This window comes from Pseudarthrobacter sp. NamE5, from assembly GCF_005796225.1.
Taxonomy (GTDB): domain Bacteria; phylum Actinomycetota; class Actinomycetes; order Actinomycetales; family Micrococcaceae; genus Arthrobacter.
Genome location: NZ_VAHO01000009.1, coordinates 109,464 through 133,177 on the forward strand (window position 1 = coordinate 109,464; position 23,714 = coordinate 133,177).

The window sequence follows — 23,714 nt, forward strand, 5'->3', positions numbered from 1 at the left end:
TCCTCCTTGGAAGACGGTCCGGGCGGGTAGGCCCGGGCGCGGAAGTCAGTTGGATGCCGGGGAATACCCGGCCGAGGTGACGGCCTGCCGGATGGCGGCGTCTGTGGCGGAACCGGCAACGGTGAGGCCGGAACGGCCACCCGGTACCAGGTCAACGGTGGCCGACTCGACGCCCGCAAGGGCGGAGACGGCCTCCTCGACGGTCTGGACGCAGTGCCCGCAGGTCAGCCCCTCCACGGCAAAGGTGCGCTGGGCGGCGGCACCGCCGTCGGAATATGCGACGGCGGCCTGCGCCTGCGGTGCGTCACCGGAGGGAGCGCAGCAGCTGCAGCCGGCGCTGGAAGCGAGGGGGAGGATGGTCCGGTTTTCAGTGTCGAACATGTCAGTTTCCATTCCTGGGGAAGGACGATTCCTGGAAAAGCGTGCTGGGGTTGAACGGCTGTGTAGGCGGTGGGCACCGGCCGGGACATACCACTTCACTGACAACACCTCGAATATACCCCTAGGGGGTATGCGCGTCAAGCCCGCCTGCCACTCTCCCCTGTCCCCTGGCTGGGGAAAGGGGGAGGCCCGCCACTATCCCGGCAACACCTGCGCCCACCATAATTAAGAAAGTGCGCCTGGTGCCTACCGGCCCGCGGACGTGTCGACGCTACATGGAGGTGGCCCAGTGACAGAGCTGACCGGCCCGTACACCTATTCCAGTGCGCTGGGGGACAGCCAGTGCACCGCTGGCACTTTTCATGCGGATCTGAGCACATGGAAAATCCATTGGTCTGACGGCATGTTCCAGCTGCACGGGTACGAGCGGGGCGAGGTGGTTCCCACCCTTGAGCTGCTGTTCGCCCATAAGCATCCGGAGGACCGGCCGCGATGCGAGGAAATCGTTGCGCAGGTCGCCCGTACCGGCGGCTACTTCTGCATGTACCACCGGATCATTGACGCCCGGGGCAGGACCCGGCGGGTTTTGACCTCGGGGGACGGGATCATGGACGGGGACAAGGTCATCGCATTGGACGGGGTGATGATCGACCTCACCTCCACCCTCCAGCGCGAGACAGAGCAGACGGCACGGGCGGCCGTCGAGGGGGCCACCTCCACCCGGGGCGTCATCGACCAGGCGCGCGGCATCCTGATGGGCCAGTTGAAGATGGGCTCTGAGGATGCCTTCCAGATGCTGGTGAGCACCAGCAGCCACCGGAACGTCAAGCTGGTGGTGGTGGCCGCCGAGCTCGTGCAGTTGGCCAACTCAGCGGAATCCCGAAACTACCTGGATACGGCCGTCAAGGCCATTCAGATGGAGGGAAGGCCCTCCCAACGCCGGCGGGCCGTCTAGGAGCTGCCGGGGCTAGTGATGCTCCACCCAGCACGCCAGGATGGTGGTGGACAGCTGGTACGCCAGCGCATTGCGGCTGATGCCGTCCGGGCCCAGGGCCTCAGGCAGCCCTGAAGCGTCCGCCTGCAGCACAAAGCTGTCCTTCTGGAAGACCGCTGTGCCGCCCGCCGTCTCGTAGGCGGGGAATCCCAGGTTTGCTAGCCCCTTGATCGCCGTGGCATCGACCGCCAGTGCCTGCATGGCATCAAAGTACATCAGTGCCGTCGCCTGGTCCGGTGCTTCCCTGACGGAGACTTCCAGGGCGCCCTGGTCCAGATGGTAGATGCAGGTGAAAGTGCTGTCCGCCCAGCTGTTGACGGTATGCGGGTCCTCCCCGAGGTCCAAGATGTCCGTCAGCCGGTCCATCGGCTGGTCCCCGCACACCATCTTTGCGGCCTCGCTGGGGCCATCGGAGCTCGGCCGTGGATCAGCCGAGGCACCGCCGTGGTGCCTGCCGTGGATGCCATCGGAGGAAGACAGCGCGGACGACGGCGGGGCGCCTGCAGGTGCGGACGCCCCGGAAGGAGTTCCCGACGGCGGCGCGGAGGCCGTCCCCACGGACCCCGCCGCCGCAGCGCAACCGGAGAGCAGCAGGGAGGAGAGTGCCAGCGAGGCCAGCAGCGGGCTGCGGTGTGTCATGGCTCTTCCGTCCTGGCCGCTCCTGTTCAGGGGGTGCGCGGCCGCTTAGATAGGCAGGTTTGGACTTTGCCGGGAGCAGGTCAGGCCTTGAGTTTGGCGAAGACCACGTAGTTGTCGTCAAAGAGCCCGGTGCCGGGATCGTAGCCGTCGCAGGTGATCAGACGGAGCTCAGAGCCGGAGGTGTTGCCGTAGACCTCCAGCGTGGGAAAGCTGTCCTTGCTGTACAGTGCGCCGCGGTCCACCGTGAAGACGGCGGTGCTGCCGTCCGCCCGCGAGACGTTGATGTCTGCACCGGGGGTGAGCTTCCGGAGGTCGGCGAAGACACCCCCGCGCCCGCTGGGGGAATTGACGTGGCCCAGCATGACGAAGGGTCCCTGTTCGCCGGGGGTGAGTGATCCGTTGTACCAGCTGGCCGGGGTGCCGCTGCCGTTGTCCTGGGGCACTTCGAGCGTTCCGTTGTCCCGCAGGCCGCGCCTGAGCAGGTCGGTCCGGACGCCGATGGACGGGATTTCCAGGGTTACCGGCTCGGAGCGTGGAAGGACCCCGGGCTGTGAGGCGGCCCATGCTGCAGGTTGGGGTTGGATGCTGCCGGTGCCGGAGCCGCAGGAGTGGCTGCGGTGGAGGCATGGGGTGCGGAAGCTGCGGCGGAAGCGGAAGGTGCGGTGCCGGCGTCGGATGGTCCGGAACTGCCGCAACCGCCCAGGGGCATCAGGAGCAGAAGCCCGGCCGCCGTGGAGGCCAGCAGGCCCCCGCGGCGGCCGGATTTCATGTTTGCCACTGGTCAGTCAGCTCAATCTCAGGCTGCTGAACCGGCGGTGCGGCGGCGGACCAGGTAGGTACCCCCGGCTGCTGCTGCCAGTACCAGGCCACCGCCCAGGGCGAGGGCCCCGGCGTCAGTGCCGCCGGTCTCCTGGGCAACTCCGGTATCCGCCCCGCCCGCAGGCATCTTCATCTGGCCGGCCGTCAAGGTGCCGCACAGGGCGGGCGAGGTGGCGGCCAGCGGAAGCTCCGGAACCAGGTCGGACTTCGCGGCCTGGCCTGCCGGGCTCAGCGTGGCCGGGTCAAGGCCGTGGACAACCACCACTGCGGTGCCTGCCTGGAGGGCGGCCTTGGTTTCGGCGTTCAGTTCGAAGGTGCGGTCGATGGTGTACGCGGCGCCCTGTCCGGCGACCTTGAGGTCGAGCCCGGCTGCGGGGCTGGTGTCACCGCTGGTGGAGAGGGTGGTCACAATACCGCCGTAGCCCGGCGCGCCCTCGGTGGTGGAGATGACCTGGTCGCCGTCCTTGTCGGCCGAGGGTGCCGGGCAGACGCCCTGCGCGCCGCCGTGGATGTGCTGGACGTGCGGGTAGGGGGCATCCATGAAGGTTGCGGCCAGGCCGGAAACCTTCAGGACGGCGTGGGCCTGGTTGCCCGTGACATCCACAGTGATGGTGCCGGTGGCCGAGCTGCCGTTGATCTGGCCCAGCGTCGACTGGTAGTGGTCGGCACCGTCGTGGGCCATGGCGGGAGCACCGGAAAGCGCAAGGGCGCCCAGGGCGAGGGTTGGTACGGCAAGGAAGCGAAGTGTCTTGTTCATCGGAAAGCAGTCTCCTCATACACGTGACGTTCGTCCCAGATGAGGGACATGGGTGCTTCGGAGACAACGCTGTTAAGGATGGGAGAAATGTGAAACAGGGCACATGCGGGGTGCTCTCTGGCAGGGATTACTGGCTCCCGCGGCGGAAAGCACCGCCTGTAGGATGGATCAAAGGTGCGCCGGGAAGTCTGGTCGGCATAGTTTTGTCGACCCCACAGTGCAGGAGCCTTTATGAAACATCCTTCGTCCTCCGTCCCGCCGTCGAATTCCCGAAAGTCCGCGGTGTTTTCCCGCGGCAGTTACGCCGAAGCCCTCCGGATCGGGGAGATCCTCCGTAAGGAAACGGTCGGTGGCGCCCTGCTGGTGGCTGCAGCGGTGATTGCCCTCGTCTGGGCCAACTCGCCGGCGTCGGACAGCTACTTTGCCCTCCGCGATTTCAAGGTGGGCTACGAGCCCTGGCACCTCGAACTGAGCCTCGGCGCCTGGGCAGCCGACGGGTTGTTGGCCATCTTCTTCTTCCTGGTGGGCCTTGAGCTTAAGCGCGAATTCGTGGCTGGGGACCTGCGGCAGATCAGCAAATCGATAGTTCCCGTCGCCGCGGCTGTAGGCGGCGTAGTGGTTCCGGCATTGATCTACGCGGTGATCAACCTGGCCAGCCCGGAAACCCTGCGCGGCTGGGCCATTCCCACCGCCACGGACATCGCTTTTGCGGTGGCGGTCCTTGCCATCATCGGCTCCCACCTGCCCAGCGCGCTGCGGATTTTCCTGCTGACCCTGGCCGTGGTGGACGACCTCATCGCCATCACCATCATCGCGTTCTTCTACACCAGCGACCTCCACATCACGCCGCTGCTCCTGGCCCTCATTCCGCTGGCCATCTACGCCTTCCTGGCGCACAGGTACCGCCACTTCTTCGGCATGAAAGCGCCAGCCGCCTGGGTCATCCTGCTGCCGCTCGGTGTGGTCACCTGGGCATTGGTCCACGCTTCCGGCATTCACGCAACCGTCGCCGGTGTGCTGCTGGGCTTCGCCGTTCCCGTGATCCGCTCGCAGGCCGCCGGGGGACCTGAAGCGGGGCCGGGGCTGGCTGAGATCTTCGAACACAGGTTCCGGCCCATCTCCGCCGGCATTGCGGTCCCCATCTTCGCGTTCTTCTCGGCGGGCGTGGCCGTGGGCGGGTGGGAAGGGCTGGGATCAGCTCTTACGGACCCGGTAGCGCTTGGCATCATCGCGGGCCTGGTCCTGGGCAAGCCTATTGGCATCTTGGGCGTCACATGGCTCCTGACCAAGGCCACCCGAGCTGAGCTGGACAAGTCGTTCAAGTGGGTTGACGTGTTTGGCGTTGCGCTCCTGGCCGGCATCGGCTTCACGGTGTCCCTGCTGGTGGCCGAGCTGAGCTTCGGGCAGGGGAGCCTGCACGATGACCATGCCAAGGTGGGCATCCTGGCGGCGTCCCTGTTCGCGGCGCTGCTGGCCGCTGCCGTGCTAACCATGCGTAACCGCCAGTACCGGGCCACGGAAGAGCTGGAGAAGGTGGATGCGGACCAGGACGGCGTCCCGGACGTCTACCAGGAACGTTCCTGAACGAACTTCCCCGGGAGTTTTTGTCCAGATATGCCGAGCTCAGGCGAGCTGAAGGCGGCGTATCTGGACAAGAACCCCGCGGGGAAGTGCCGGCCGGCTAGCGGCGCACTGACCTCCGGCGGCCAACGACTGCCTCGGCGGTGCCTATCAGGAGCACCGCGGCGATGACAGCCACTATGAAGCCCAGGAAGTTCAGTTCGAAAATGTTCCCTGTGCCCAACAGGGACGCCACCACTCCGCCAATAACTGAGCCAACAAGGCCCAGCAGGAGAGTGGCGAGCAAGCCAAGGTTCTGCTTGCCCGGCTTGATGAGGCGGGCCAGTGCGCCGATGATCAGGCCGGCAACGATGAAACCAATCACGGTGTGCTCCTTCAAGGTGTAACCGGGCTCAGCCCGGACTGCCGCGGGGTGCCGCAATGGATCTATTGTAAGCATGCTTACTGTTGTGCCGGTTCCCGTGCCGGTGCTTGTGCTGGAGCGCTCAGGTGGTAGCGAGTGGCCTGGCCGGCTGTTCCGCGTGCCGGATTTCCAGGGCTTCTGGATCCAGCAGCTTCCGGGCGCCGGTCCTGGCGTCCAGGATCCAGAACAGTTCAAGGTGCGGAACCACGTCCGTCACCCGGCCGCGGTGGAAGAGCTTGCCGTTGTGCCACGCCTCGATCTGGTCGCCGATCCGGAGCTGGTCCGTGCGAATTCCTTGTGCCTCCATGATGTGCCTCCTGCTGTTGTATCCCCGTATGCACAGCATGCCGGGGCCAGGTTGCTGAATTGTTTCAGTGGAGTGTTTTTTCTGTGACCTTTGTTGGTTGCGGCCAGCTCTGCGCACAAACGGAGCCGCGGGAATCACGACGGCGGGCGGCAGCCCTGGGATCAGGCAGCGGCCGCGCGGCGGGCAGCTGCCACGGCCTCCTTGATGCCGCCGGTCCAGGGTTCGCCGTGGCCCGGCAGGACCAGGGAGGCGCCCGTCTGCGCAAGCTGGGCCAGCGTCTCCAGGTTCTGCCTGCTGTCCATGGTGGCTGCTCCGGCAACAATCCGCGGACCGGTCCGGCCGGTATACGGGTCAAGCGTTACCAGGGCGTCGCCGCTGAACAGCACGCCGCGGTCCCGCAGGTACAGGCCGCAGTGGCCGGCGGTGTGGCCGGGGGAGAACACCACTTCCGGATAACCCGGCACCGGGAGCGAACGGGGACCGGCCTCGTCGGCCTCCGCAGGAAACAGGGTCACGCCGTCCACGCCCCGCACCCGAAGCGCCCCGGCGGCGGCCATCCGCGCAAGAACGGGCAGCCCGCCGGGATGCGCCAGCGAAAAGACGAAGCGTGATTTCTCGTGCCGATACCGGTAGGGGTGGCGGGCGATGAATGAGTCCCCCGAGTGGACCCATACCGGCACCCCGAACTGGGTGTGCAGCCGATGCGCTAAGCCAAGGTGATCGAAGTGTGCATGCGTCAGGACCAGGGCCTTGATGTCGTCCAGCGAGTGCCCCAGTCCGCGGAGCGCGGCGTCCAGGGTCTTCCATGACGCCGGCAGCCCGGAGTCCACCAGGGTCAGCCCGTCACGGCTCTCCACCAGGTAAAAGTTCACGTACGCCTCGGAAATGCGGTGAACGCCGTCGGCCACTGTGGTGAAAGCAGCCCGGCGCTGCTCTGCCTGCGTCATTTCCGCCCCGAAGCGCGCCGTGCCAGTGCCCGCACCGCTGTCACTGCCCCGAGTCCTGCCAGCACCCACGGTCCGCCCACAAGAATGGGGTCGATCCACTGGTGGTTGACGTCAGCCCGCTTGCTGCCGAACCTTGAGCGCAGCCCATGCCGGGCAGGTTCGCTGAGGACGCCGGTCTCGGTGACAGGGTTGTCGGGACGGAGGGTGGCGAGGGAGCGCAGGTGGTGTTCCCAGGCGTTCACGCGGTCCGCGGCGATCAGCAGCAGCCAGTGGGCTGCCCTTCCCTCGCTGTACTTGTAGGCGTACTTCCGGATGGCCCCGGAAACCCCTGCAGGTGGAGTGGAGGTGCCGAAAACGGGGGTCACGAAAGCATGCTCGATCGACTTCTCGCGGGGCCGGGACTCCGGCTGGCGCTCCGGAAAATCCCAGTGCGCGCCGGTCTGGATGCCCGGCTGCTCGCGCGGAAACGAGGGCCGGTCCGCAGGGTCGAGGTCCACGCCCCACCCGGGGATCCTGGCGCGCAGCGTCTCCGCCAATTCCATCGGGGTGCGCTTTTCGGCGACGTACGGGGTAGGTGTTTCGGTCATGACGGCCTTCCCTTTCACGATGCGCTGGAGACGATGAGGGGCTTGATGCAGCCATCAAGCTTTGCAGAGAACATGTGGTAGCCCTCTTCGATGTGCTCCAGCGGAATGCGGTGCGTCACAATGTCGCTGGGCTTGAGGTACCCGTTGCGGATGTGCTCGAACAGGCGCGGCCACTGGCGCTTCACCGGGCACTGGTTCATCCGGAGCGTCAGCCCCTTATTCACGGCGTCACCGAATTTCACAGCGCTGAAGATGGGGCCGTACGCGCCCACCACGGACACGGTGCCGCCCTTCCGCACGGAATCGATGGCCCAGTTCAGGGCCACCGCCGATCCGCCCTGCAGTTTCAGCTTGGTTCCGGTCACCTGCTGGAGGAAGTTGCCGTCAGCTTCGGCGCCCACAGCATCAATCACGACGTCGGCGCCCAGGTAGTCGGTTGCCTTCTTCAGGTGCACCACAATGTCGTCGTACTCGGCGAAGTTGTACGTTTCCGCATGGGCAAAGCTCCCGGCCTTGTCGAGCCGGTACTCGAGGTGGTCGATCACGATCACCCGCCCGGCGCCCATGAGCCACGCGGATTTGGCCGCGAACAGGCCCACCGGCCCGGCGCCGAACACCACCACGGTGTCACCCTCGACGATGTCGCCCAGTTGTGCGCCGAAATAACCGGTGGGCAGCGCATCGGTGAGCAGCACCGCATCCTCTTCGTCCATCCAGTCCGGGATCTTGGTGGGCCCCACGTCCGCGAAGGGAACCCGGACGAATTCCGCCTGGCCGCCGTCGTAACCCCCGCAGGTGTGGGAGTAACCGTAGATGCCGCCGACCGCCGTCGCGTTCGGATTCACGTTGTGGCAGTTGGAGAACAGGCCGCGCGAGCAGAACCAGCACGAACCGCAGTACACGTTGAACGGGACCATCACCCGGTCGCCCACGGCCAGGTTCTGCACCGACGGGCCAACCTCATGCACCACGCCCACGAACTCGTGTCCGAACGTCATCCCCACCCGGGTGTCCGGCATCATGCCGTGGTAGAGGTGCAGGTCCGAACCGCAGATCGCCCCGGTGGTGACCCGGACAATCGCGTCGTTGGGGTGTTCGATCCGGGGCATGTCTTTTTCTTCGACCCTGATCTTGTACGGGCCGCGGTAAACCATCGCTCGCATGAATGCCGCCTTGTGGTTTTGCTGTCAGTGCAGGTCCCGTTGGTGCCGGAACCACCCCTTTGCTTGAGGCCCACCGCCAGCCCTACGCTTCCATTTCCCACTGCCGGGGTCAAGGGTTCAGCCCCTGCGTAGCCAGGAGGGGAGGCCGCGATGGTTAGGGCGTCCGACGGCGGGTAGGGACAAAGGTGACAAGGTCACCAAACCAAGGGGGAGCGGAAGCATGTCCCGGGAAATGCATACGGCACGCGGCTCCTCGGGTGCCGGAGCTCTGGACGAGGGCGGCGCACCGGCCGCGGCGCCCGCCTTCCTCTTCGGGATGGGGGTGGGCGGCTTCGTGGACGGCATCGTCCTGCACCAACTGCTGCAGTGGCACCACATGCTCAGCCACACCGACAGCGGGAATACCAAGACCGTGGCCGGGCTGGAACTGAACACCCTGGCGGACGGACTGTTCCACAGCGCCATGTGGGTGCTGGTGGTGGCGGCGGCCGTCCTCGCCATCCGCGCCCGGCAACAGGGCAGGCTGTCCCCGGGCTGGAGCTTCCACTGCGGGCTGGTGCTCGCGGGCTGGGGTGTCTTCAACATTGTTGAGGGTCTGGTCAACCACCAGTTGCTGGAGATCCACCACGTGCGGGATGACCTCGGCGGGCCCCTGGCCTGGGATCTCGGCTTCCTGGCTCTTAGTGCGGTGCTGGTGGTAGCTGGATGGTTCTTATACCGGCATGGCAAACGACTGGAAAAACCGGCTGCCATGGGTCAGGATAGTAAGCATGCTGATTAAATCGGCAACCGGAACAGATCATTCCACCCAATCCCTATGTGAGCTCGAGAGGACATACTCATGGTTTTCTTTCACAAGCAGGAACTGCAGTACAAAGCCACCCCGGACAAGCCGGACGCCGTTTACGCCCGCAAGCTGCAGGAGGTGCTCGGCGGCCAGTACGGCGAGATCACCGTGGCCATGCAGTACTCCTTCCAGGCCTGGAACGCCCACATGCCCGGCAAGTACCGGGACATGCTCTTCGGCATCGGCGCGGAGGAATTCGGCCATGTGGAGATGCTGGCCACCATGATCGCCCAGCTGCTGGAGAAGGCTCCGCTCGGCATCACTGAGGACGCCGTCCAGTCCGATCCCACCGTGGCGGCCATCGTGGGCGGGACCGATGTCCAGTCGGCCATCGTGGCAGGCGCCGGTGTCCGCCCGGTGGACAGCAACGGCAACCCCTGGCAGGGCAGTTACGTTACGGCCAGCGGCAACATGCTGGCCGATTTCTGGGCCAATGCCAACGCGGAGATGCAGGGCCGGCTGCAGGTGGCCCGGCTCTATCACATGACCGATGACCACGGCATCCGGGACATGCTTTCCTTCCTGCTTGCCAGGGACACCATGCACCAGAACCAGTGGATCGCCGCGGCCAAGGAACTTCAGGAGGAGGGCAAGGAGAACTTCCCGGTTCCCAGCAACTTCCCGCTCAATAAGGAGATGCGGGACGTCGCCTACCAGTACCGGAACTTCTCCGACGGCCAGGCTGCCGCGGAAGGCTCCTGGGCGAAGGGCCCCACCCCGGACGGGCTGGGCGAATTCAGCTACGTTGCAGAGCCGGACTCCACCGTGCCCATGCCGCCGCCCACGCACCCCGACTCACGCTTCTACGGCACCACCGAACTGCCGAACACCATGGAGAAAGCAGCCGGCACCATCCAGGACAAGCTGCACAAGGAATAGCTTCAGGACGCGCAACGCGTCTACGACCCGCTAAAGCGCTGGCGCTGCCGGAATTCCGGCAGCGCCAGCGCTTTTGTGCGTCGGGATGCATGTCCTGCGTCGCAGGACAGTGCGCCGGGGGAGATGACGACGACGGCCCCCGCCTAAGTGGGGCCCGTCGTCGTAATCTCCTCCTTGGAGCGCTACTCGTTTGGGTTCGGGGACCGCACGTCCTTGTCGCCAATGTCCGCGGCACCCAGGACGTCGGCGGCAGGGCCGTGTGCCGCCGGGTGCATGCGCACGCTTAGCTCCGGGTGGTGCAGGTCCAGGGCGGGACGCTCGGAGCGGATGCGGGGCAGGGAGGTGAAGTTGTGCCGCGGCGGCGGGCAGGACGTGGCCCACTCAAGCGAGGCGCCGAAGCCCCACGGATCGTCCACGGTCACCTTCTTGCCCTTCCGCCACGTGATGTACACGTTCCACCAGAACGGGATCAGCGAGGCGCCCAGGAGGAATGAGCCGATGGTGGAGAACTGGTTCATCGCCGTGAAGTTGTCCTCCGGCATGTAGTCGGCGTACCGGCGGGGCATGCCCAAAACACCCAGCCAGTGCTGGATCAGGAATGTGGCGTGGAATCCCACAAAGAGCATCCAGAACTGAATTTTGCCCAGGCGCTCATTGAGCATGGTTCCCGTGAACTTGGGCCACCAGAAGTAGAAGCCGGCGAACATCGCGAACACCACGGTGCCGAACACCACATAGTGGAAGTGCGCCACCACGAAGTAGGAGTCAGAGACATGGAAGTCAAGCGGCGGCGAGGCCAGGATGATGCCCGTAAGCCCGCCGAAAAGGAACGTCGCCAGGAAGCCAATGCTCCACAGCATCGGCGTCTCAAAAGTGAGCGAGCCGCGCCACATGGTCCCGATCCAGTTGAAGAACTTCACGCCTGTAGGCACCGCAATGAGCATGGTCATGAAAGCGAAGAAGGGCAGGAACACCGCCCCGGTGACGTACATGTGGTGGGCCCAGACCGTCACGGAGAGGGCGCCGATGGCGATCGTTGCGTACACGATGCCCTTGTAGCCGAACAGCGGTTTACGGCTGAACACCGGGAAGATCTCGGACACGATGCCGAAGAACGGCAGCGCGATGATGTACACCTCGGGGTGGCCGAAGAACCAGAACAGGTGCTGCCAGAGGATAGCACCGCCGTGGGCAGGATCGAAGATGTGCGCCCCGAAGCGCCGGTCGGCACCCAGCGCGAACAGTGCCGCCGCCAGCGGCGGGAAGGCCATCAGGACCAGGATGCCGGTGATCAGCGTGTTCCACGTGAAGATGGGCATCCGCCACATGGTGAGCCCGGGCGCCCGCATGCAGATGATGGTGGTGATGAAGTTGACCGATCCCAAAATCGTTCCGAAGCCGGACAGCGCCAGCCCGAACACCCACAGGTCGCCGCCGATGCCTGGGCTGAAGGTGGTGTTCGACAACGGTGTGTAGGCGAACCAGCCAAAGGATGCAGCACCCTGGGGGGTGATGAAACCCGCCGTGGCGATGGTGGAGCCGAAGAGGAAGAACCAGAAGGCCAGGGCGTTCAGCCGCGGGAAGGCAACGTCAGGTGCACCGATCTGCAGGGGCATGATCACGTTTGCGAACCCGGCGAACAGCGGGGTGGCGAACATCAGCAGCATCACGGTGCCGTGCATGGTGAACAGCTGGTTGTACTGCTCCTTGGTCTGCAGGAGCTGCATGCCGGGCTGGAACAGCTCTGCGCGGATCAGCAGCGCCATGACGCCGGCCAGGGAGAAGAAGACGAAGGACGAGATCAGGTACATGTACCCGATGGTCTTGTGGTCGGTGGAGGTGATCCAGCTGACCACTATGCTGCCCTTGGGACGTTTTACGGTCGAAGGCGCGGCCGTATCGGACGTAATGCCGGTGTTCTGCGTGGTGGTCATTACGGTGCCGTCCTTTCCTGTGCCGGCTCCAGGAACGGGCGTGCAGGGTTCTTGTCATACTGGTCGCCCAGGATGCCTGTGTTGCCGCGGGCCCGAAGGTCTGCAATGTGGTTGTCGTATTCCTGCTGGGTTACCACGCGGACGTTGAAGAGCATCTCCGAATGGTATTCGCCGCACAGCTCCGCACACTTGCCAGTGAAGGTGCCGGTGCGGTTCGGGGTGATGTTGATGTAGCGGTTGTATTGGTTTTCCCCGGGGTACATGTCGCGTTTCTGCATGAACTCCACCACCCAGAAAGAGTGCTGGACGTCGCGGGAGTTCAGCTGCAGTTCCACCGTCCTTCCCACGGGCAGGTACAGGGTGGGCAGCCGGTCCGGCGCGCCAAAATTGCCGTCCAGGTGTGCCTGCACGCCGGGGTCCTCATGGACGTCTTCCTTGACATAGTTGAAGTCCCAGGACCACTGCTTGCCCCGTACGTCAATGACGACGTCCGGGTCGGGATCCCGGGCGTCAATGGCCCTTTGGTCCCGGTCAGTGAAGATGAAGAGGACTCCCACGATCATCAGCGGTACGGAAAGGTAGAAGACCTCCAGCGGCAGGTTGTAGCTCATCTGCGCCGGGAAACCGACAGTGTCCTTCCGGCGGCGGTAGGCCACGATCACCCAGATCATGAGCCCCCACGTGATGATGCCGATGATGACCGCTGCGATCCAGGAGTTGACCCACAGGTCCGTGATCAGGGGGGTGTGGTCGGTGGTGTCCCGCTCGCCGGGGAGCCAGCCGCGCTGCACCTCTGCGCTGCAGGATGTTGTGGCCAGTAAGAGGCCGAGGGCGGCGAACGCGGTTGCCCGCCGCCGCCATCTTGGATCGCGTCGAACTGTGGCCACCTAAAAACCCCTCCGGTACGTTCCAGAGGCCCTCTGCATGAGCCCGCACCTCCGCCGTTGAGCGGGAGGCTTGTCCTGCCACCCTAGCGCGGGCAGGATTCTGACGGAAGGGGACATGCTGCAACAGCAGAAGCTGCAGCTCACATGACTTGGAGCAACAAGTCATCCTTGGAAAGGACAGCACGATGCGCGTGGCGGTAGGCCAGTTCAGTGCAGGCACAAATACCCATGAAAATACGACGGCGCTGGGCCGGATGGTGGAGGCAGCGGCGGCTGCGGGGGCGGAACTGGTGGTCCTTCCCGAGTCCAGCCTGTACGGAACCAGCGAGGGGGCCGGGGCGGTTGCCGCCGTGGCGGAGGACCTGGACGGCCCGTTCGTGAACGCCGTCGCCGGCTTCGCCGACAGGCATGGAATCGCTGTGGTGGTGGGGACGTATGAGAGGAACCCGGACGGTCTGCCGCACAACACCCTTGTGGCGCTGGACAGCAGCGGGGACATCTTGGGCACTTACCGCAAGGTCCACCTCTACGATGCCTTCGGCTACCGGGAAAGCGAAGGAATAGCTCCCGGCAACCCGGGGGAGCCGTTGGTGTTCAGCCTGGGCGGCTTCGGCTTCGGCGCGTTCACCTGCTATGACCTGCGGTTCCCTGAAAGTGCCCGTGCAGCCATCGACGCCGGAACCGACGTCCTGCTGGTTCCGGCCATGTGGATCCGCGGCCCGGGCAAGGAGGACCACTGGAGCACGCTGCTCAAGGCGAGGGCCATCGAGAACACCGCCTACGTTCTGGCTGCCAACCAGACCGGGCCGCTGGCCACCGGGTACTCCATGGCCGTTGACCCTGCCGGAGTTGTCGTGGCCAATGCCGGAGAGGAGGCGGGACTCATCGTGGCGGACCTGGACCGGGACCGGCTCAACCGCGTGCGCAGGCAGGTGCCGGTACTGGACAACCGCCGCTTCGCCGTCGTCCCCCAAGCCCCGGTCCGCTCAGCGGAGTCGGGGTGAAAAGCCCGGGTACGTCTCCTCCAGTTGACCCGCTTTCCTGGCGGATTAGGTATCTCCCCTTCCCCGTACCCTCCAGGAAGCCCCGTAGTCAGGGGGCGGGCCGCAGGGTACGGCACCCGTATTCGGGAGTAGGGTTAAAAGAGCGATGAGGGTTAGACGGTTCCGGTCGCGTCGCCCTTCAGAGCAAAGTACGGGGCACCAAAGAAGGAACGGGGCCTTGATGGCCAAAGAACATTCCAGGGAAACAGGCACGGAGGGCCTCAACGAGCTTGTCCTCACCAGCTCCCACGTGGAGGAATTCCTCCAGGAACTTGCAGTCCTCGCTGCGGATCAACTGTTCCTGCCGGGACACGACGTTTCGTGCTCGGTGACGCTGGTCAGGCACAAGAGGCCGGCCACGGTGGCCAGCAGTGATGCCCGTGCCAGGGCCATGGACGAGGTTCAGTATCACTTCAATGAAGGGCCTTGCCTGACTGCCCTGGGGGAAGAAGCAACGGTGTACGTACCGGACCTGGAGAGTGAGCAGCGGTGGCGGGATTACCTCCACGCCGTGGACAAGCGCGAACTCCGGTCCGTCCTGGCCGTTCCGTTCCAAGCCGAGGGCGGGGCCAAGGCTGCACTTAACCTGTACTCCGACCAACCGGACGGTTTCCCGCCTGAATTCATCGAAAAGGCAGAACAGTTCGCGTGGCAGGCCAGCCGGTCCCTGCGGTTGGCGCTGCGGATAGCCCAGCTGACGGACAGCCGGAACGACCTCAGTGCGGCAATGGAATCCCGCACCATCATCGACCTCGCTGCCGGTGCCATCATGGGGCAAAACCACTGCAGCCAGGAAACGGCTATGACCATCCTGAAGAGGGCCTCGAGCAGCCGCAACCTCAAACTCCGCGAGGTGGCCGCGACTGTGGTGGCTTCAGTCAGCCAAGACGCCTCAGTCAGCACGCACTTCGACGCGTGATGAACGACGGCGGCCCCACCCGCCGTCGTTCTTTCCGCTGCTGAGCCACGTGCTTTGGCTTGGGCCGGGCTACCTACGCCGGCGGTCCGGAGTTACCCTTCTCCCGACTGTCACCAGTTGCCCCGTTAAGCTGGTCCCCATACGGCGCCAACAGCGGCGGTTTGTCATCATTGAATGCCTCAGGACTCTCCTCAATCAGCTCGTTGGCGGCCATGGCCAGCAAGTCCCGCTGGCCCGCGGGCAAGGACAGGAGGCCTTCAAGGTAAGCCTGGACCTCATACTCGCCCGCGCAACCGCCGAGGCTGAAGTAGCGCAGCCAGAGCTCGGCCGCGGTGATGTCCGCCACGGCCAGTGCCTGAACCAGTCTGCTTCGCTGCTCCGGTTCTTGCGGATCGAAGCCCACGTCCTCCTACCTTTCAACAGGCGGCACCTTGGCGATCAGCTGTTGACTGATCCGGACCAAGGCGGCGTCCCGGGCGTCTCTGACCAGTCGCTGCAGTGCCTGGTCCTGGCTCATCCCGTGGCGCTCCAGCAAAATCCCGCAGGCCCGGTTGACGGTGTCCCTGCTGGCCAGCGTGGCGTTGGGCTCTTCCGTCATCCGCTGTGGGGTTTCCTTACCTTGGATATGGGCCAGGAGCGTGGCCGCCATCCCGGCTCTGGTCCGGAACTTCCATCTGGAATCCGCACGCGCACCGCAGTACGCGGGTTGTCAGGTAAACCTTGAGTTCCTCCGGCAGGTTCTTTCCGGTATACACGGCGGAAATGCTGAGTAAGTCAGCTCCGGCGGGGGTCATCGGCTGCCCGCAGTGCATGTAGTTCCCATCCAAAGCCAGATCGTCGGAACCGGTGCACCGTCCGTTCGGCTTCCTGGCCGCCGGGCTGGCGCTTGCCGGCCGGCCGTAGTGGAGCGCCATCACGCGACGGCAGGGTAGCTGCAGAGGATGTAGTTGGCAGCCGCGGGGCCGGTCATCCTCAGCTTGCTGTCCGCCAGGTCGATGCCGCAGCGGTGCATGCCTGCACGGAACGCCTGGTCTGACTTCGGGTTTAGCCCGTGAAGTTCGGCCCAGCTGACGTACAGGCCGTAGAGGCAGTCTGGCCCCAAAGCTGCGTCGCTGGTGGGATCAAAAACTGTTGCTTGCTTCAAAAACTGCTGGAAGTGCGAGGTTGCCATGATTGGCCCGTTCCGCTTCTGCATCATCTGCCGCCGTTTTACTACAGCAGCTGCTCCAGGGGCCTGTGCAGGGGGCCGGGGAGGTTGAAATGTGAATCCCGTTACATCTCCGAGGTTACCTGCCGGGTAGAGGGATGTACAGCGCGGCTGGTCCGGGCCGGGACCGCTGACCTAGCCCAGCAGCACGCTTTCGCAGCGCGTCATCAGGAGGAGAACTCTTCCCGAGATATGGTAAGCGTGCTTATGATGTTCCCCTTTAGACGGTATGCAGAGCCCGTCAGTTCGCTTTCCCATGAAGGGCTTCGCCCGGGTGGGAACTGCTGAAAGGTTGCCATGCAGCTTGTCAAGGCGGAGTATCCCACCCCGGACCACGTCCTGGTTCACATCAGTGATCCCCACTTTGTTGCCGAGGGGCTGCTGTACGGGGAGACGGATCCCCAGGTGGGCCTGGTGGAAGTACTGGACTCCATCGAGGCGAGCGGCATTGGGCCCGAGGCAATCATTCTCTCCGGTGACCTGACGGACAAGGGCAGTGCCGAGGCGTACCGGAAGCTGCGCACCCTGGGCGATGCTTATGCGAAGCGGATGGGCACGCAGATCATTTGGGCCATGGGCAACCACGACGAACGTGGCAACTTCCAGAGCGTGCTGCTCGAGGAGGAGCCGCGGCCGGAGCCGGTGGACCGGCGCTATGACCTGGGCGGTCTCAGGGTACTGGTGCTGGACTCGTCTGTCCCCGGCCACCACCACGGCGGCCTCACTGAGGACCCGCCCGTGCCTCCGGTACAGGACCTCGCAGTGCTGTCCGAGCTGCGGGACCAGGAGGCCCTGGCGCAGGTGCTGGAGGGCAGCGACGTGATCGGCATCCTGTCCGGCCACACGCACTGCACCGTCTTCTCCACCTTCGCCAGGATCCCGGTGTCCGTGGCGTCGGCCACCAGCTACACCCAGGACCTGGCGCTGCCCCCGGCCGCGATGCAGGGCAGGGACGGCGCCCGCTCCTTCAACCTGGTCCGGATCCATAACCGCACCTTCGTCACTGCAGTGGTCCCGGTAGGGGCGTACGCCGCCTTCGGGAAGCGCATCACCGCGGAAGAGGCCCGGCGCCGGCTCAGGTCCGCCGTCGAGATACCAGAAAGAGGAAGCAACCAGACAGGAGGCGCCCTCAGCGGCCGCAGGTAGCGGCAAATCACCAGCAACGAAAGGACAAATCATGCAGCCACCTTCTTTCCCGCCCGGTACCCGGAGCACCACACGAGGCAGCGCCGGCGCCCGGCCCTGGAACGCAGCCGTCATCCTGGCCGGCGGCGTCGGGGCCCGGATGGGCCTGGACATCCCCAAGCAGTTTGTTCCGATCGCGGGCCGGACCAGCCTGGAACACACGGTGGAGCTGTTCCAGTCCTGCGAGCTCGTGGACGAAATCATCATCATGATGACCCCCGGCTACATACCGAAAGCCAAGGAACTGCTGGAGAAACAGCCCAATGGCAAAATCACCGCCATCCTTCCGGGCGGCGCGGACCGTAGCGAGACGTCCCGCCTGGCCCTGGCGGCCATTGCGGACAAGGACGCGAACGTCATTTTCCATGACGCCGTACGCCCGCTGCTGGACGGCGACATCATCGGTGCCTGCATCCGCGCACTCGACGTCTATGCCGCCGTCGACGTGGCCATCCCTTCAGCGGACACCATCATCGAAGTGGACGAGCACAACTTCATCCGCGCGGTGCCCCCGCGGGCCAAGCTGCGGCGGGGCCAGACACCCCAGGCCTTCCGCCTGCCGGTAATAGCCCAAGCGTACGAGCGTGCTCTCCAGGACCCGGACTTCGCGGCCACGGACGACTGCTCGGTGGTGCTCAAGTATTGCCCGGACGTCCCCATCTTCGTGGTGGACGGGGATGAGGCGAACATCAAGATCACCCAGCCCATCGACATCCACATTGCCGACAAGCTGTTCCAGCTCAGGCACAAGACAGCCCTTCCCGGCGGCCACGCCGAGGGGCTGCGTGGTTCCACGGTCCTGGTGTTCGGCGCCAGCTCCGGAATCGGGCTGGAGCTGGTCCAGCAGCTTGAAGCGGAGGGTGCGCGGGTGGTGGGGCAGAGCCGCACCGGCAACGGCACCTATGTGGAGGACCGGCGCTGCGTAGCACAGGCGCTCGCAGATGCCGCCGCCACTCACGGCCGGGTGGACCACGTCATTCTTTCCGCCGGCGTCCTCAGTGTTGGTCCGCTGGCCCAGCTGACGGACGAGCAGCTGCACCACGACGTGGACGTGAACCTCACGGCGGCCTTCATCGTGGCCCAGGAATCCCACAAGTACCTGGCCCGGAGCAAGGGGTCATTGACGCTTTTCGCTTCCAGCTCGTACACGCGCGGCCGGGCCAACTACACGGTCTATTCGGCCACCAAGGCAGCAATCGTCAACCTCACCCAGGCGCTCGCGGACGAATGGAGCGCGGACGGCATCCGGGTCAACTGCATCAGCCCCAGCCGGACCGCCACGCCCATGCGGACCAGGGCGTTCGGAGTGGAGGAGGAAGGTTCCCTGCTGCCGGCGGCGGCGGTGGCCGGGGCGAGCCTGCAGGTCCTGGCGTCGGCCATGACCGGACAGGTAGTGGATGTCCGCCTTCCGTACACGGACGCCAGCAATGATCCGGCGCTGGTGGCGCAGCCATGAGCCAGGATGTGGAGACCGAACTGCAGGCCGCCAGCATCCATAGCCACACCATCCGGGCGGACAAGCGGTCCCTGACCCTGGCGGGGCCGCCCATTCCGGCGGACGCCACGCTGTCCATCCTGCTGGACGGCAGGCCCATCTGGAACGTCCGCGCCGGAGACGCCGCCCGGCCCGGACCCGGTGGCTGTGTGATCGACTGGCCTCCGGCGCTGTCCGGGCGGCTTTCCGGCTGGGCCCAGCTGGCGGTCCACCAAGGGGGTATGCCGTTAAGCCCGACGGCGAGGATCGCCTTTGATGAGGCTCCGCACCAGTTCGCGCTCGAGGAGCCGGGCACCGGGATGCCCCAGATCGTGAACAAGTGGGGCCGCATCGCCCGGAATTTTGAGGGGCAGCGGGCCTACCTGATTGATGAGGCGCTGGACGAGGCGTGCCTGCTCGTGGAGTGGGCGCGGAGCCGCGGACTGGAGTTGTTTGTCACCGGCGGAACGCTGCTGGGACCGGTCAGGGACGGCCGCGTCATGCCCGGTGACGACGATGTGGACCTGGCGTACCTGAGCCGGCACGAAAACCCGTCGGACATTGCGCTGGAAGGGTTCGAACTGGAACGGGCCCTGCACGCCCGGGGCTACGAAACCGTACGGCACTCCGCCGGGCACCTGCAGTTGCTCTTTCCAGGCGCGGACGGGACGGACCGGTTCTACCTGGATATCTTCACCTACTTCAACACCGGCGGCTGGTTCCACGGTACGTTCCATGCCCGTGAGCCGGTTGACAAGGTCACCATCTTCCCGCTGCGGAGCATCAGCATCAACGGCAGGGACCTGCCGGTCCCGGCAGAACCGGAGCAAATGCTGGCCGCCATTTACGGTCCGGGCTGGCGCACTCCGGATCCCGCGTTCCGTTTCGTCACGCCGCCGCCGGCCCGCCGCCGCTATGACACCTGGCTTGGCGGCCTGGACTGGGACCGGGAGAACTGGGAGGACCACCACCGGGCGCTGCTGCGGGGTGAAGGAGGGGACCATGCCGGCCATACTCCGTCGCCCTGGGCACAGGAATTGGCGCGGGAGCTTCCCCCGGCGTCACGGATCCTGGAACTCGGCTGCGGCCTCGGTGCGGACGCCCGGCACTTCGCTGGACAGGGTCATCATGTGGTGGCTGTTGACTACAGCCGTCCGGCAATCGGGAAGCTGCGCGCCCTGCAGGCCCGGCCCGGAACCCTGGAGTTCCGCCGCGTCAACCTCAACTCGCTGCGCGAAACGGCCCCGCTGGCCAAACTCGTGCATGAGGGCGCAGGACCGCTCCACGTGTACACGCGGCTGCTGCTGAATTCACTGGATTGGCAAGGCCGGGAAAACACGCTGGAGCTGATCCGGCAGCTGCTGAAGAACCAGGGCCCGGCTGCTGAAGCCTTCCTGGAAGTGCAGGTGGGGGACTGCGGCCCCGCCTTTCCGGAGTGCCGCTTTTACGGCCCGGTGGATGCTGCAGAGCTGAAGAGCAGCATCACGGGACTGGGGCTGCAAGCAGAAGATGTTCCACAACTTGCGCGCCAGGACGATGGCGCCATAACCACCTACCGAGTGAAAGTGAGGGCCCTGCCATGAACGATCCACTGATTGACGCCATCAACGAGCACGAGCCCTTCGATGACCCGCTGCAGGAGGTCAATATGCGGCTGGCCGTCGCGGCGTCGGACATTGCCGAGCTGCGGGCTGAGGTTGCCCGGCTGGATCGGGACCTCGACGAATCCCGGCGGCTGAACCGGAGGGCTGCGGAACTGCTGGACCTGGTGTACGAGCACCTGGCGGACGGCCGCCGTCCAGCCGTCAGCCCTGCACTGCAGGGCGAGGGGGCCGGCATATGAGCGGACTCGAGATCATCGGCGCCTTCGAAAGCACCTACCTTCCCCGGCACGATTCGGACATTTTCGAATCCACCGCCCATGACGTGCACTGGAAAAAGGACCTGGACCTGCTGGCCGGCTGCGGCGTAAAAAGGCTGCGGTACCCCGTCCGCTGGCACCGGGTGGAGGCCGAAGAAGGGGTGTTCAACTGGGCGGATACGGACAAAGTGCTGCACTACCTCCGGGACCACGGATTCCGGTCCATCGTGGACCTGGTCCACCACACCAGTTACCCCAAATGGCTCGAAGGCGGGTTCGCCGATCCCAGGTTCAGCAGCGCCTACCTGCGGTACACGGAGGAGTTCGCCAAACGGTACCCCTGGGTGGAGGAGTACACGCTGTTCAACGAGCCCTTCTCCACCCTGTTCCTCACCGGGCACGAGGGCATCTGGCCGCCCTACCAGAAGGGCCTGGACAACTTCGTGGCCCAGGTCCTGAACGTGCTGCCGGCCGTGGCGGAGGCCAGCAGGGCCTACGCAGACCTGCTGCCGGGGGCAAAGCACGTGTGGGTGGACACCTGCGAGCACCACACCGGGGCAGGGGCAGGCGGAAGCGCCTACGCCACGATGGCGAACGAACGCCGGTTCCTGGTGCTGGACAGCTTCCTGGGCAAACATGGCGGGAAGGGCTACGACCCCCACGGCCCCATGGCGGAACTGCTTGGTGAAGCCGGGGGAGAAGCCCTGCAGGACCTGGAGCCGGGACGGATCGACGTGCTGGGCCTGGACTACTACGCCCACTGCCAATGGCACTTCGACGACAAGGGCGGAGCGCCCAACACGCCGTTCCCGCTCCCGCTGGCCCATCAGATCTACCTGTACTGGGACCGGTACCGGCTGCCCTGCATCGTGACCGAAACCAACATCCGGGGCCGGACATCGGACCGGGCCACCTGGTTCAAGTACGTCCTGGAACAGTGCGAGCGGGCCCGGCAGATGGGCGTACCGCTGGAAGGGCTGTGCTGGTTCCCGGTGATCGACTCCACGGACTGGAACTCGCTCCTGTTCCGCAATGACGGCCACATCGACCCCGTCGGCGTGTACTGGCTGGACCAGGAACTGGCCCGGCAGCCCTCCGTCATGTCCGAGTCCTACGCAAAAGCCGCCGCCGGCACGCCGTCGAAAGACCTGCCGGCCTTCACGCTGGGCGAACCCGTGGCCACCTGGCTGCGCGGTTACGAGCCGCAAATGTCCCACTGGAACTGGACGGAGGCCCCTGACGCGGATCTGGGAAACAGTCTGCCCAACACGCAGACCCGAATGGAATTGAGGATTGTCAATGCAGAGTGAACTGATCGTCTTGTCGCATCTTCGCTGGGACTGGGTATGGCAGCGCCCCCAGCACCTTGTCTCACGGCTGGGCTCCGGCTGTTCCACCTGGTACGTGGAGGAACCGCTGACGCCCTCGCCCGGGTTCCAAGGGCAGAACCGGATCAACTCTGCCAAGGTGGACGGGCTGAACCGGGTGTGGCTGGAGATTCCGGAGCAGGGCCATCACGTGGGGTTCTTCGACGACGTCCTGCCGGACTATATCGAACAGCTCCCCCAACTGGTAGGCGAACCGGCCGGCGAACGGGTGGTGTGGCTGTACACCCCGCTGGCCCTGGAACTGGCCCTAGCACTCAAGCCGACAACCCTCGTTTACGACGTCATGGATGATCTGGCAGCGTTCAAGGACGCCCCGCCGGAACTGGTGGTGAGGCAGCGGCAGGCGCTGCGCCGGGCCGACGTCGTGTTTGCCGGCGGCCGTTCGCTGCACAAGTCCATGGTCCGGCAGGGGCGCGCGGACGCGCTGCTCTTTCCGAGCGGAGTGGAGCCGGAGCACTACAGGCTGCCGACGGCGGAGCCGCGCCAGGAAGGCCGGCGTCCGGTGGCGGGATACGTTGGCGTTTTGGACGAGCGGCTGGACCTTCAGCTGCTCGCCGGCCTGGCAGCCGCACTGCCGGAATGGGACATCAAAATGTACGGGCCGGTGGCCAAGATTGATCCGGCCAGCCTGCCCCAGGCGCCCAACATCAGCTACGAGGGCTACACCTCGTATAAGGAGCTGCCGGAGGCCATGGCGGGCCTGGACGTGGCGCTGATGCCGTTTGCCCTGAACGAGGCAACGCGCTCCATCAGCCCCACCAAGACCCTCGAATACCTGGCCGCCGGACTGCCGGTGGTGTCCACCCGGGTGCCGGACGTCGTCGCGGACTTCCCGGGCGTGGTCCACCTGCGCGACGACGCCGCCGGCTTTGCTGCGCTGTGCCGGACGCTGGGCCAGCGGGATCCTTCGCGCGGGCCGAAGGTAAAGACCCGTGAGCTGCTGAAGAAGTACCACTGGGATTCGATCGCCGCCCGGATGGCCGAATCAGCGTTCAGCGGGGGCCTGCAGCGGCCCGACCCATCCGAGGCCACCGCCTGACGGGCCGTACGCCGCCGGCACCGCGGTATTTCTGTGGCCCCTGTACCCCGGCGGCGCATCGCGGTACGGTAAAACAAGTAAGGCTACTTACTATCCTGAGGAGGACCAATCGTCATGAATGAAGTACCCCTGCACAAGGACCTGCCGTTGCCTGACTATGACCACCTTCCGGTGGGGACCCTGCCCACGCGCATTTCCGGCCTGGAGGAGGCGGACGTGGCGCAGCTGATCACCTACGAGAAGGCGCACGGGAACCGGCTGCCCATCCTGCAGGTCCTGGAGAAGAGGCTCCATGACCTGCAGGGCGGCACCGTTCCACGCGGCCCGCAGGCCCCTGACACGCCCGAGGTGAACACCGGGCAGCCTCAGACAGCGAAGGCCGCCAGCGTACCCGGCCCGCCCATCAACCCGCCGTCCCAAGGCGATCCCACCAATCCTGCCCAGCCGCGCTAAGGCCGGCGGGCAGGAGCACG

General features: G+C 65.5%; 27 protein-coding genes. 13 read left to right on the forward strand and 14 right to left on the reverse strand.

The genetic code is table 11. From position 1 onward, the window contains the following. Window positions 1–45: 45 nt before the first annotated feature. On the reverse strand, window positions 46–381 hold the full coding sequence (locus FDW84_RS12340) for a heavy-metal-associated domain-containing protein (protein ID WP_138609833.1): 336 nt from the start codon (window positions 379–381) through the stop codon (window positions 46–48). Window positions 382–670: 289 nt separating this feature from the next. On the opposite strand from FDW84_RS12340, the gene FDW84_RS12350 reads away from it, so the two are divergent. After that, complete coding sequence (locus tag FDW84_RS12350) at window positions 671–1,336, forward strand: PAS and ANTAR domain-containing protein (RefSeq protein ID WP_138609835.1); 666 nt, start codon at window positions 671–673, stop codon at window positions 1,334–1,336. Window positions 1,337–1,348: 12 nt separating this feature from the next. Here the strand turns inward: FDW84_RS12350 and FDW84_RS12355 are convergent, their stop codons facing one another. From FDW84_RS12355 to FDW84_RS12365, 3 genes are all read right to left on the reverse strand, one after another. Continuing rightward, window positions 1,349–2,014: a hypothetical protein gene (locus tag FDW84_RS12355; RefSeq protein WP_138609836.1), complete on the reverse strand. Its 666-nt coding sequence runs from the start codon at window positions 2,012–2,014 to the stop codon at window positions 1,349–1,351. Window positions 2,015–2,094: 80 nt separating this feature from the next. Continuing rightward, complete coding sequence (locus tag FDW84_RS12360) at window positions 2,095–2,709, reverse strand: class F sortase (RefSeq protein WP_240721490.1); 615 nt, start codon at window positions 2,707–2,709, stop codon at window positions 2,095–2,097. Window positions 2,710–2,810: 101 nt separating this feature from the next. Next, entirely contained in the window at window positions 2,811–3,590 is a 780-nt protein-coding gene (locus tag FDW84_RS12365; RefSeq protein WP_138609837.1) for a CHRD domain-containing protein, read from the reverse strand. A 231-nt stretch (window positions 3,591–3,821) separates the two neighbouring features. On the opposite strand from FDW84_RS12365, the gene nhaA reads away from it, so the two are divergent. Continuing rightward, the gene (nhaA, locus tag FDW84_RS12370; RefSeq protein ID WP_138609838.1) at window positions 3,822–5,174 is read left to right on the forward strand and encodes a Na+/H+ antiporter NhaA; all 1,353 of its coding nucleotides are present in this window, start codon (window positions 3,822–3,824) and stop codon (window positions 5,172–5,174) included. 97 nt (window positions 5,175–5,271) lie between these two features. On the opposite strand, the gene FDW84_RS12375 is transcribed toward nhaA, so the two are convergent. From FDW84_RS12375 to FDW84_RS12395, 5 genes are all read right to left on the reverse strand, one after another. Further along, window positions 5,272–5,610, reverse strand: a complete 339-nt coding sequence (locus FDW84_RS12375; RefSeq protein WP_240721491.1) for a GlsB/YeaQ/YmgE family stress response membrane protein — start codon at window positions 5,608–5,610, stop codon at window positions 5,272–5,274. A 46-nt stretch (window positions 5,611–5,656) separates the two neighbouring features. Then, entirely contained in the window at window positions 5,657–5,881 is a 225-nt protein-coding gene (locus FDW84_RS12380) for a hypothetical protein (RefSeq protein ID WP_138609840.1), read from the reverse strand. Between the two features lie 161 nt (window positions 5,882–6,042). Further along, window positions 6,043–6,828 carry an MBL fold metallo-hydrolase gene (locus FDW84_RS12385; RefSeq protein WP_138609841.1) on the reverse strand — a complete coding sequence of 262 codons (786 nt, stop codon included), beginning with the start codon at window positions 6,826–6,828 and terminating at the stop codon, window positions 6,043–6,045. Next, on the reverse strand, window positions 6,825–7,415 hold the full coding sequence (locus tag FDW84_RS12390) for a hypothetical protein (RefSeq protein ID WP_138609842.1): 591 nt from the start codon (window positions 7,413–7,415) through the stop codon (window positions 6,825–6,827). The genes FDW84_RS12385 and FDW84_RS12390 overlap by 4 nt, the downstream gene beginning before the upstream one ends. A 14-nt stretch (window positions 7,416–7,429) precedes the next feature. Further along, complete coding sequence (locus FDW84_RS12395) at window positions 7,430–8,578, reverse strand: zinc-dependent alcohol dehydrogenase (protein ID WP_138609843.1); 1,149 nt, start codon at window positions 8,576–8,578, stop codon at window positions 7,430–7,432. Between the two features lie 232 nt (window positions 8,579–8,810). On the opposite strand from FDW84_RS12395, the gene FDW84_RS12400 reads away from it, so the two are divergent. Then, the gene (locus FDW84_RS12400; RefSeq protein WP_240721492.1) at window positions 8,811–9,359 is read left to right on the forward strand and encodes a DUF2243 domain-containing protein; all 549 of its coding nucleotides are present in this window, start codon (window positions 8,811–8,813) and stop codon (window positions 9,357–9,359) included. A gap of 60 nt (window positions 9,360–9,419) precedes the next feature. Then, window positions 9,420–10,304: a manganese catalase gene (locus FDW84_RS12405; protein WP_138609845.1), complete on the forward strand. Its 885-nt coding sequence runs from the start codon at window positions 9,420–9,422 to the stop codon at window positions 10,302–10,304. A gap of 182 nt (window positions 10,305–10,486) precedes the next feature. Here FDW84_RS12405 and ctaD read toward each other — a convergent pair whose 3' ends face one another. Continuing rightward, complete coding sequence (gene ctaD / locus FDW84_RS12410; protein WP_171046773.1) at window positions 10,487–12,238, reverse strand: aa3-type cytochrome oxidase subunit I; 1,752 nt, start codon at window positions 12,236–12,238, stop codon at window positions 10,487–10,489. Next, window positions 12,238–13,125 carry an aa3-type cytochrome oxidase subunit II gene (locus tag FDW84_RS12415; RefSeq protein ID WP_138609846.1) on the reverse strand — a complete coding sequence of 296 codons (888 nt, stop codon included), beginning with the start codon at window positions 13,123–13,125 and terminating at the stop codon, window positions 12,238–12,240. The genes ctaD and FDW84_RS12415 overlap by 1 nt, the downstream gene beginning before the upstream one ends. A 185-nt stretch (window positions 13,126–13,310) precedes the next feature. Here FDW84_RS12415 and FDW84_RS12420 point away from each other — a divergent pair, with 185 nt between their 5' ends. Both FDW84_RS12420 and FDW84_RS12425 read left to right on the forward strand, forming a co-directional pair. After that, on the forward strand, window positions 13,311–14,129 hold the full coding sequence (locus FDW84_RS12420; RefSeq protein ID WP_138609847.1) for a carbon-nitrogen hydrolase family protein: 819 nt from the start codon (window positions 13,311–13,313) through the stop codon (window positions 14,127–14,129). Between the two features lie 220 nt (window positions 14,130–14,349). Continuing rightward, window positions 14,350–15,087 (forward strand): GAF and ANTAR domain-containing protein, encoded by a 738-nt coding sequence (locus FDW84_RS12425; protein WP_138609848.1) that lies wholly within the window; start codon window positions 14,350–14,352, stop codon window positions 15,085–15,087. A 73-nt stretch (window positions 15,088–15,160) separates the two neighbouring features. Here the strand turns inward: FDW84_RS12425 and FDW84_RS12430 are convergent, their stop codons facing one another. The 3 genes from FDW84_RS12430 to FDW84_RS12440 form a co-directional block, all read right to left on the reverse strand. Continuing rightward, a complete protein-coding gene (locus FDW84_RS12430; RefSeq protein WP_138609849.1) occupies window positions 15,161–15,490 on the reverse strand; it encodes a hypothetical protein in 330 nt (109 codons plus the stop codon). Between the two features lie 6 nt (window positions 15,491–15,496). Continuing rightward, a complete protein-coding gene (locus FDW84_RS12435; protein ID WP_240721493.1) occupies window positions 15,497–15,685 on the reverse strand; it encodes an ANTAR domain-containing protein in 189 nt (62 codons plus the stop codon). A 315-nt stretch (window positions 15,686–16,000) separates the two neighbouring features. Then, window positions 16,001–16,285, reverse strand: a complete 285-nt coding sequence (locus FDW84_RS12440; RefSeq protein ID WP_240721494.1) for a hypothetical protein — start codon at window positions 16,283–16,285, stop codon at window positions 16,001–16,003. A gap of 306 nt (window positions 16,286–16,591) precedes the next feature. Here FDW84_RS12440 and FDW84_RS12445 point away from each other — a divergent pair, with 306 nt between their 5' ends. From FDW84_RS12445 to FDW84_RS12475, 7 genes are all read left to right on the forward strand, one after another. After that, window positions 16,592–17,440 carry a metallophosphoesterase gene (locus FDW84_RS12445; RefSeq protein WP_138609852.1) on the forward strand — a complete coding sequence of 283 codons (849 nt, stop codon included), beginning with the start codon at window positions 16,592–16,594 and terminating at the stop codon, window positions 17,438–17,440. A gap of 31 nt (window positions 17,441–17,471) precedes the next feature. After that, window positions 17,472–18,935, forward strand: coding sequence for a bifunctional cytidylyltransferase/SDR family oxidoreductase (locus tag FDW84_RS12450; RefSeq protein ID WP_138609853.1), 1,464 nt, complete (start codon window positions 17,472–17,474; stop codon window positions 18,933–18,935). Then, complete coding sequence (locus FDW84_RS12455) at window positions 18,932–20,536, forward strand: class I SAM-dependent methyltransferase (RefSeq protein WP_138609854.1); 1,605 nt, start codon at window positions 18,932–18,934, stop codon at window positions 20,534–20,536. The genes FDW84_RS12450 and FDW84_RS12455 overlap by 4 nt, the downstream gene beginning before the upstream one ends. Next, a complete protein-coding gene (locus FDW84_RS12460) occupies window positions 20,533–20,796 on the forward strand; it encodes a DUF6752 domain-containing protein (protein WP_138609855.1) in 264 nt (87 codons plus the stop codon). The genes FDW84_RS12455 and FDW84_RS12460 overlap by 4 nt, the downstream gene beginning before the upstream one ends. Then, entirely contained in the window at window positions 20,793–22,124 is a 1,332-nt protein-coding gene (locus tag FDW84_RS12465; RefSeq protein ID WP_138609856.1) for a family 1 glycosylhydrolase, read from the forward strand. Before FDW84_RS12460 ends, FDW84_RS12465 begins: the two co-directional genes overlap by 4 nt. Continuing rightward, on the forward strand, window positions 22,114–23,241 hold the full coding sequence (locus FDW84_RS12470; RefSeq protein WP_138609857.1) for a glycosyltransferase: 1,128 nt from the start codon (window positions 22,114–22,116) through the stop codon (window positions 23,239–23,241). Before FDW84_RS12465 ends, FDW84_RS12470 begins: the two co-directional genes overlap by 11 nt. 114 nt (window positions 23,242–23,355) lie before the next feature. Next, complete coding sequence (locus FDW84_RS12475; RefSeq protein WP_138609858.1) at window positions 23,356–23,694, forward strand: DUF8129 domain-containing protein; 339 nt, start codon at window positions 23,356–23,358, stop codon at window positions 23,692–23,694. The last annotated feature ends 20 nt before the right edge of the window (window positions 23,695–23,714 follow it).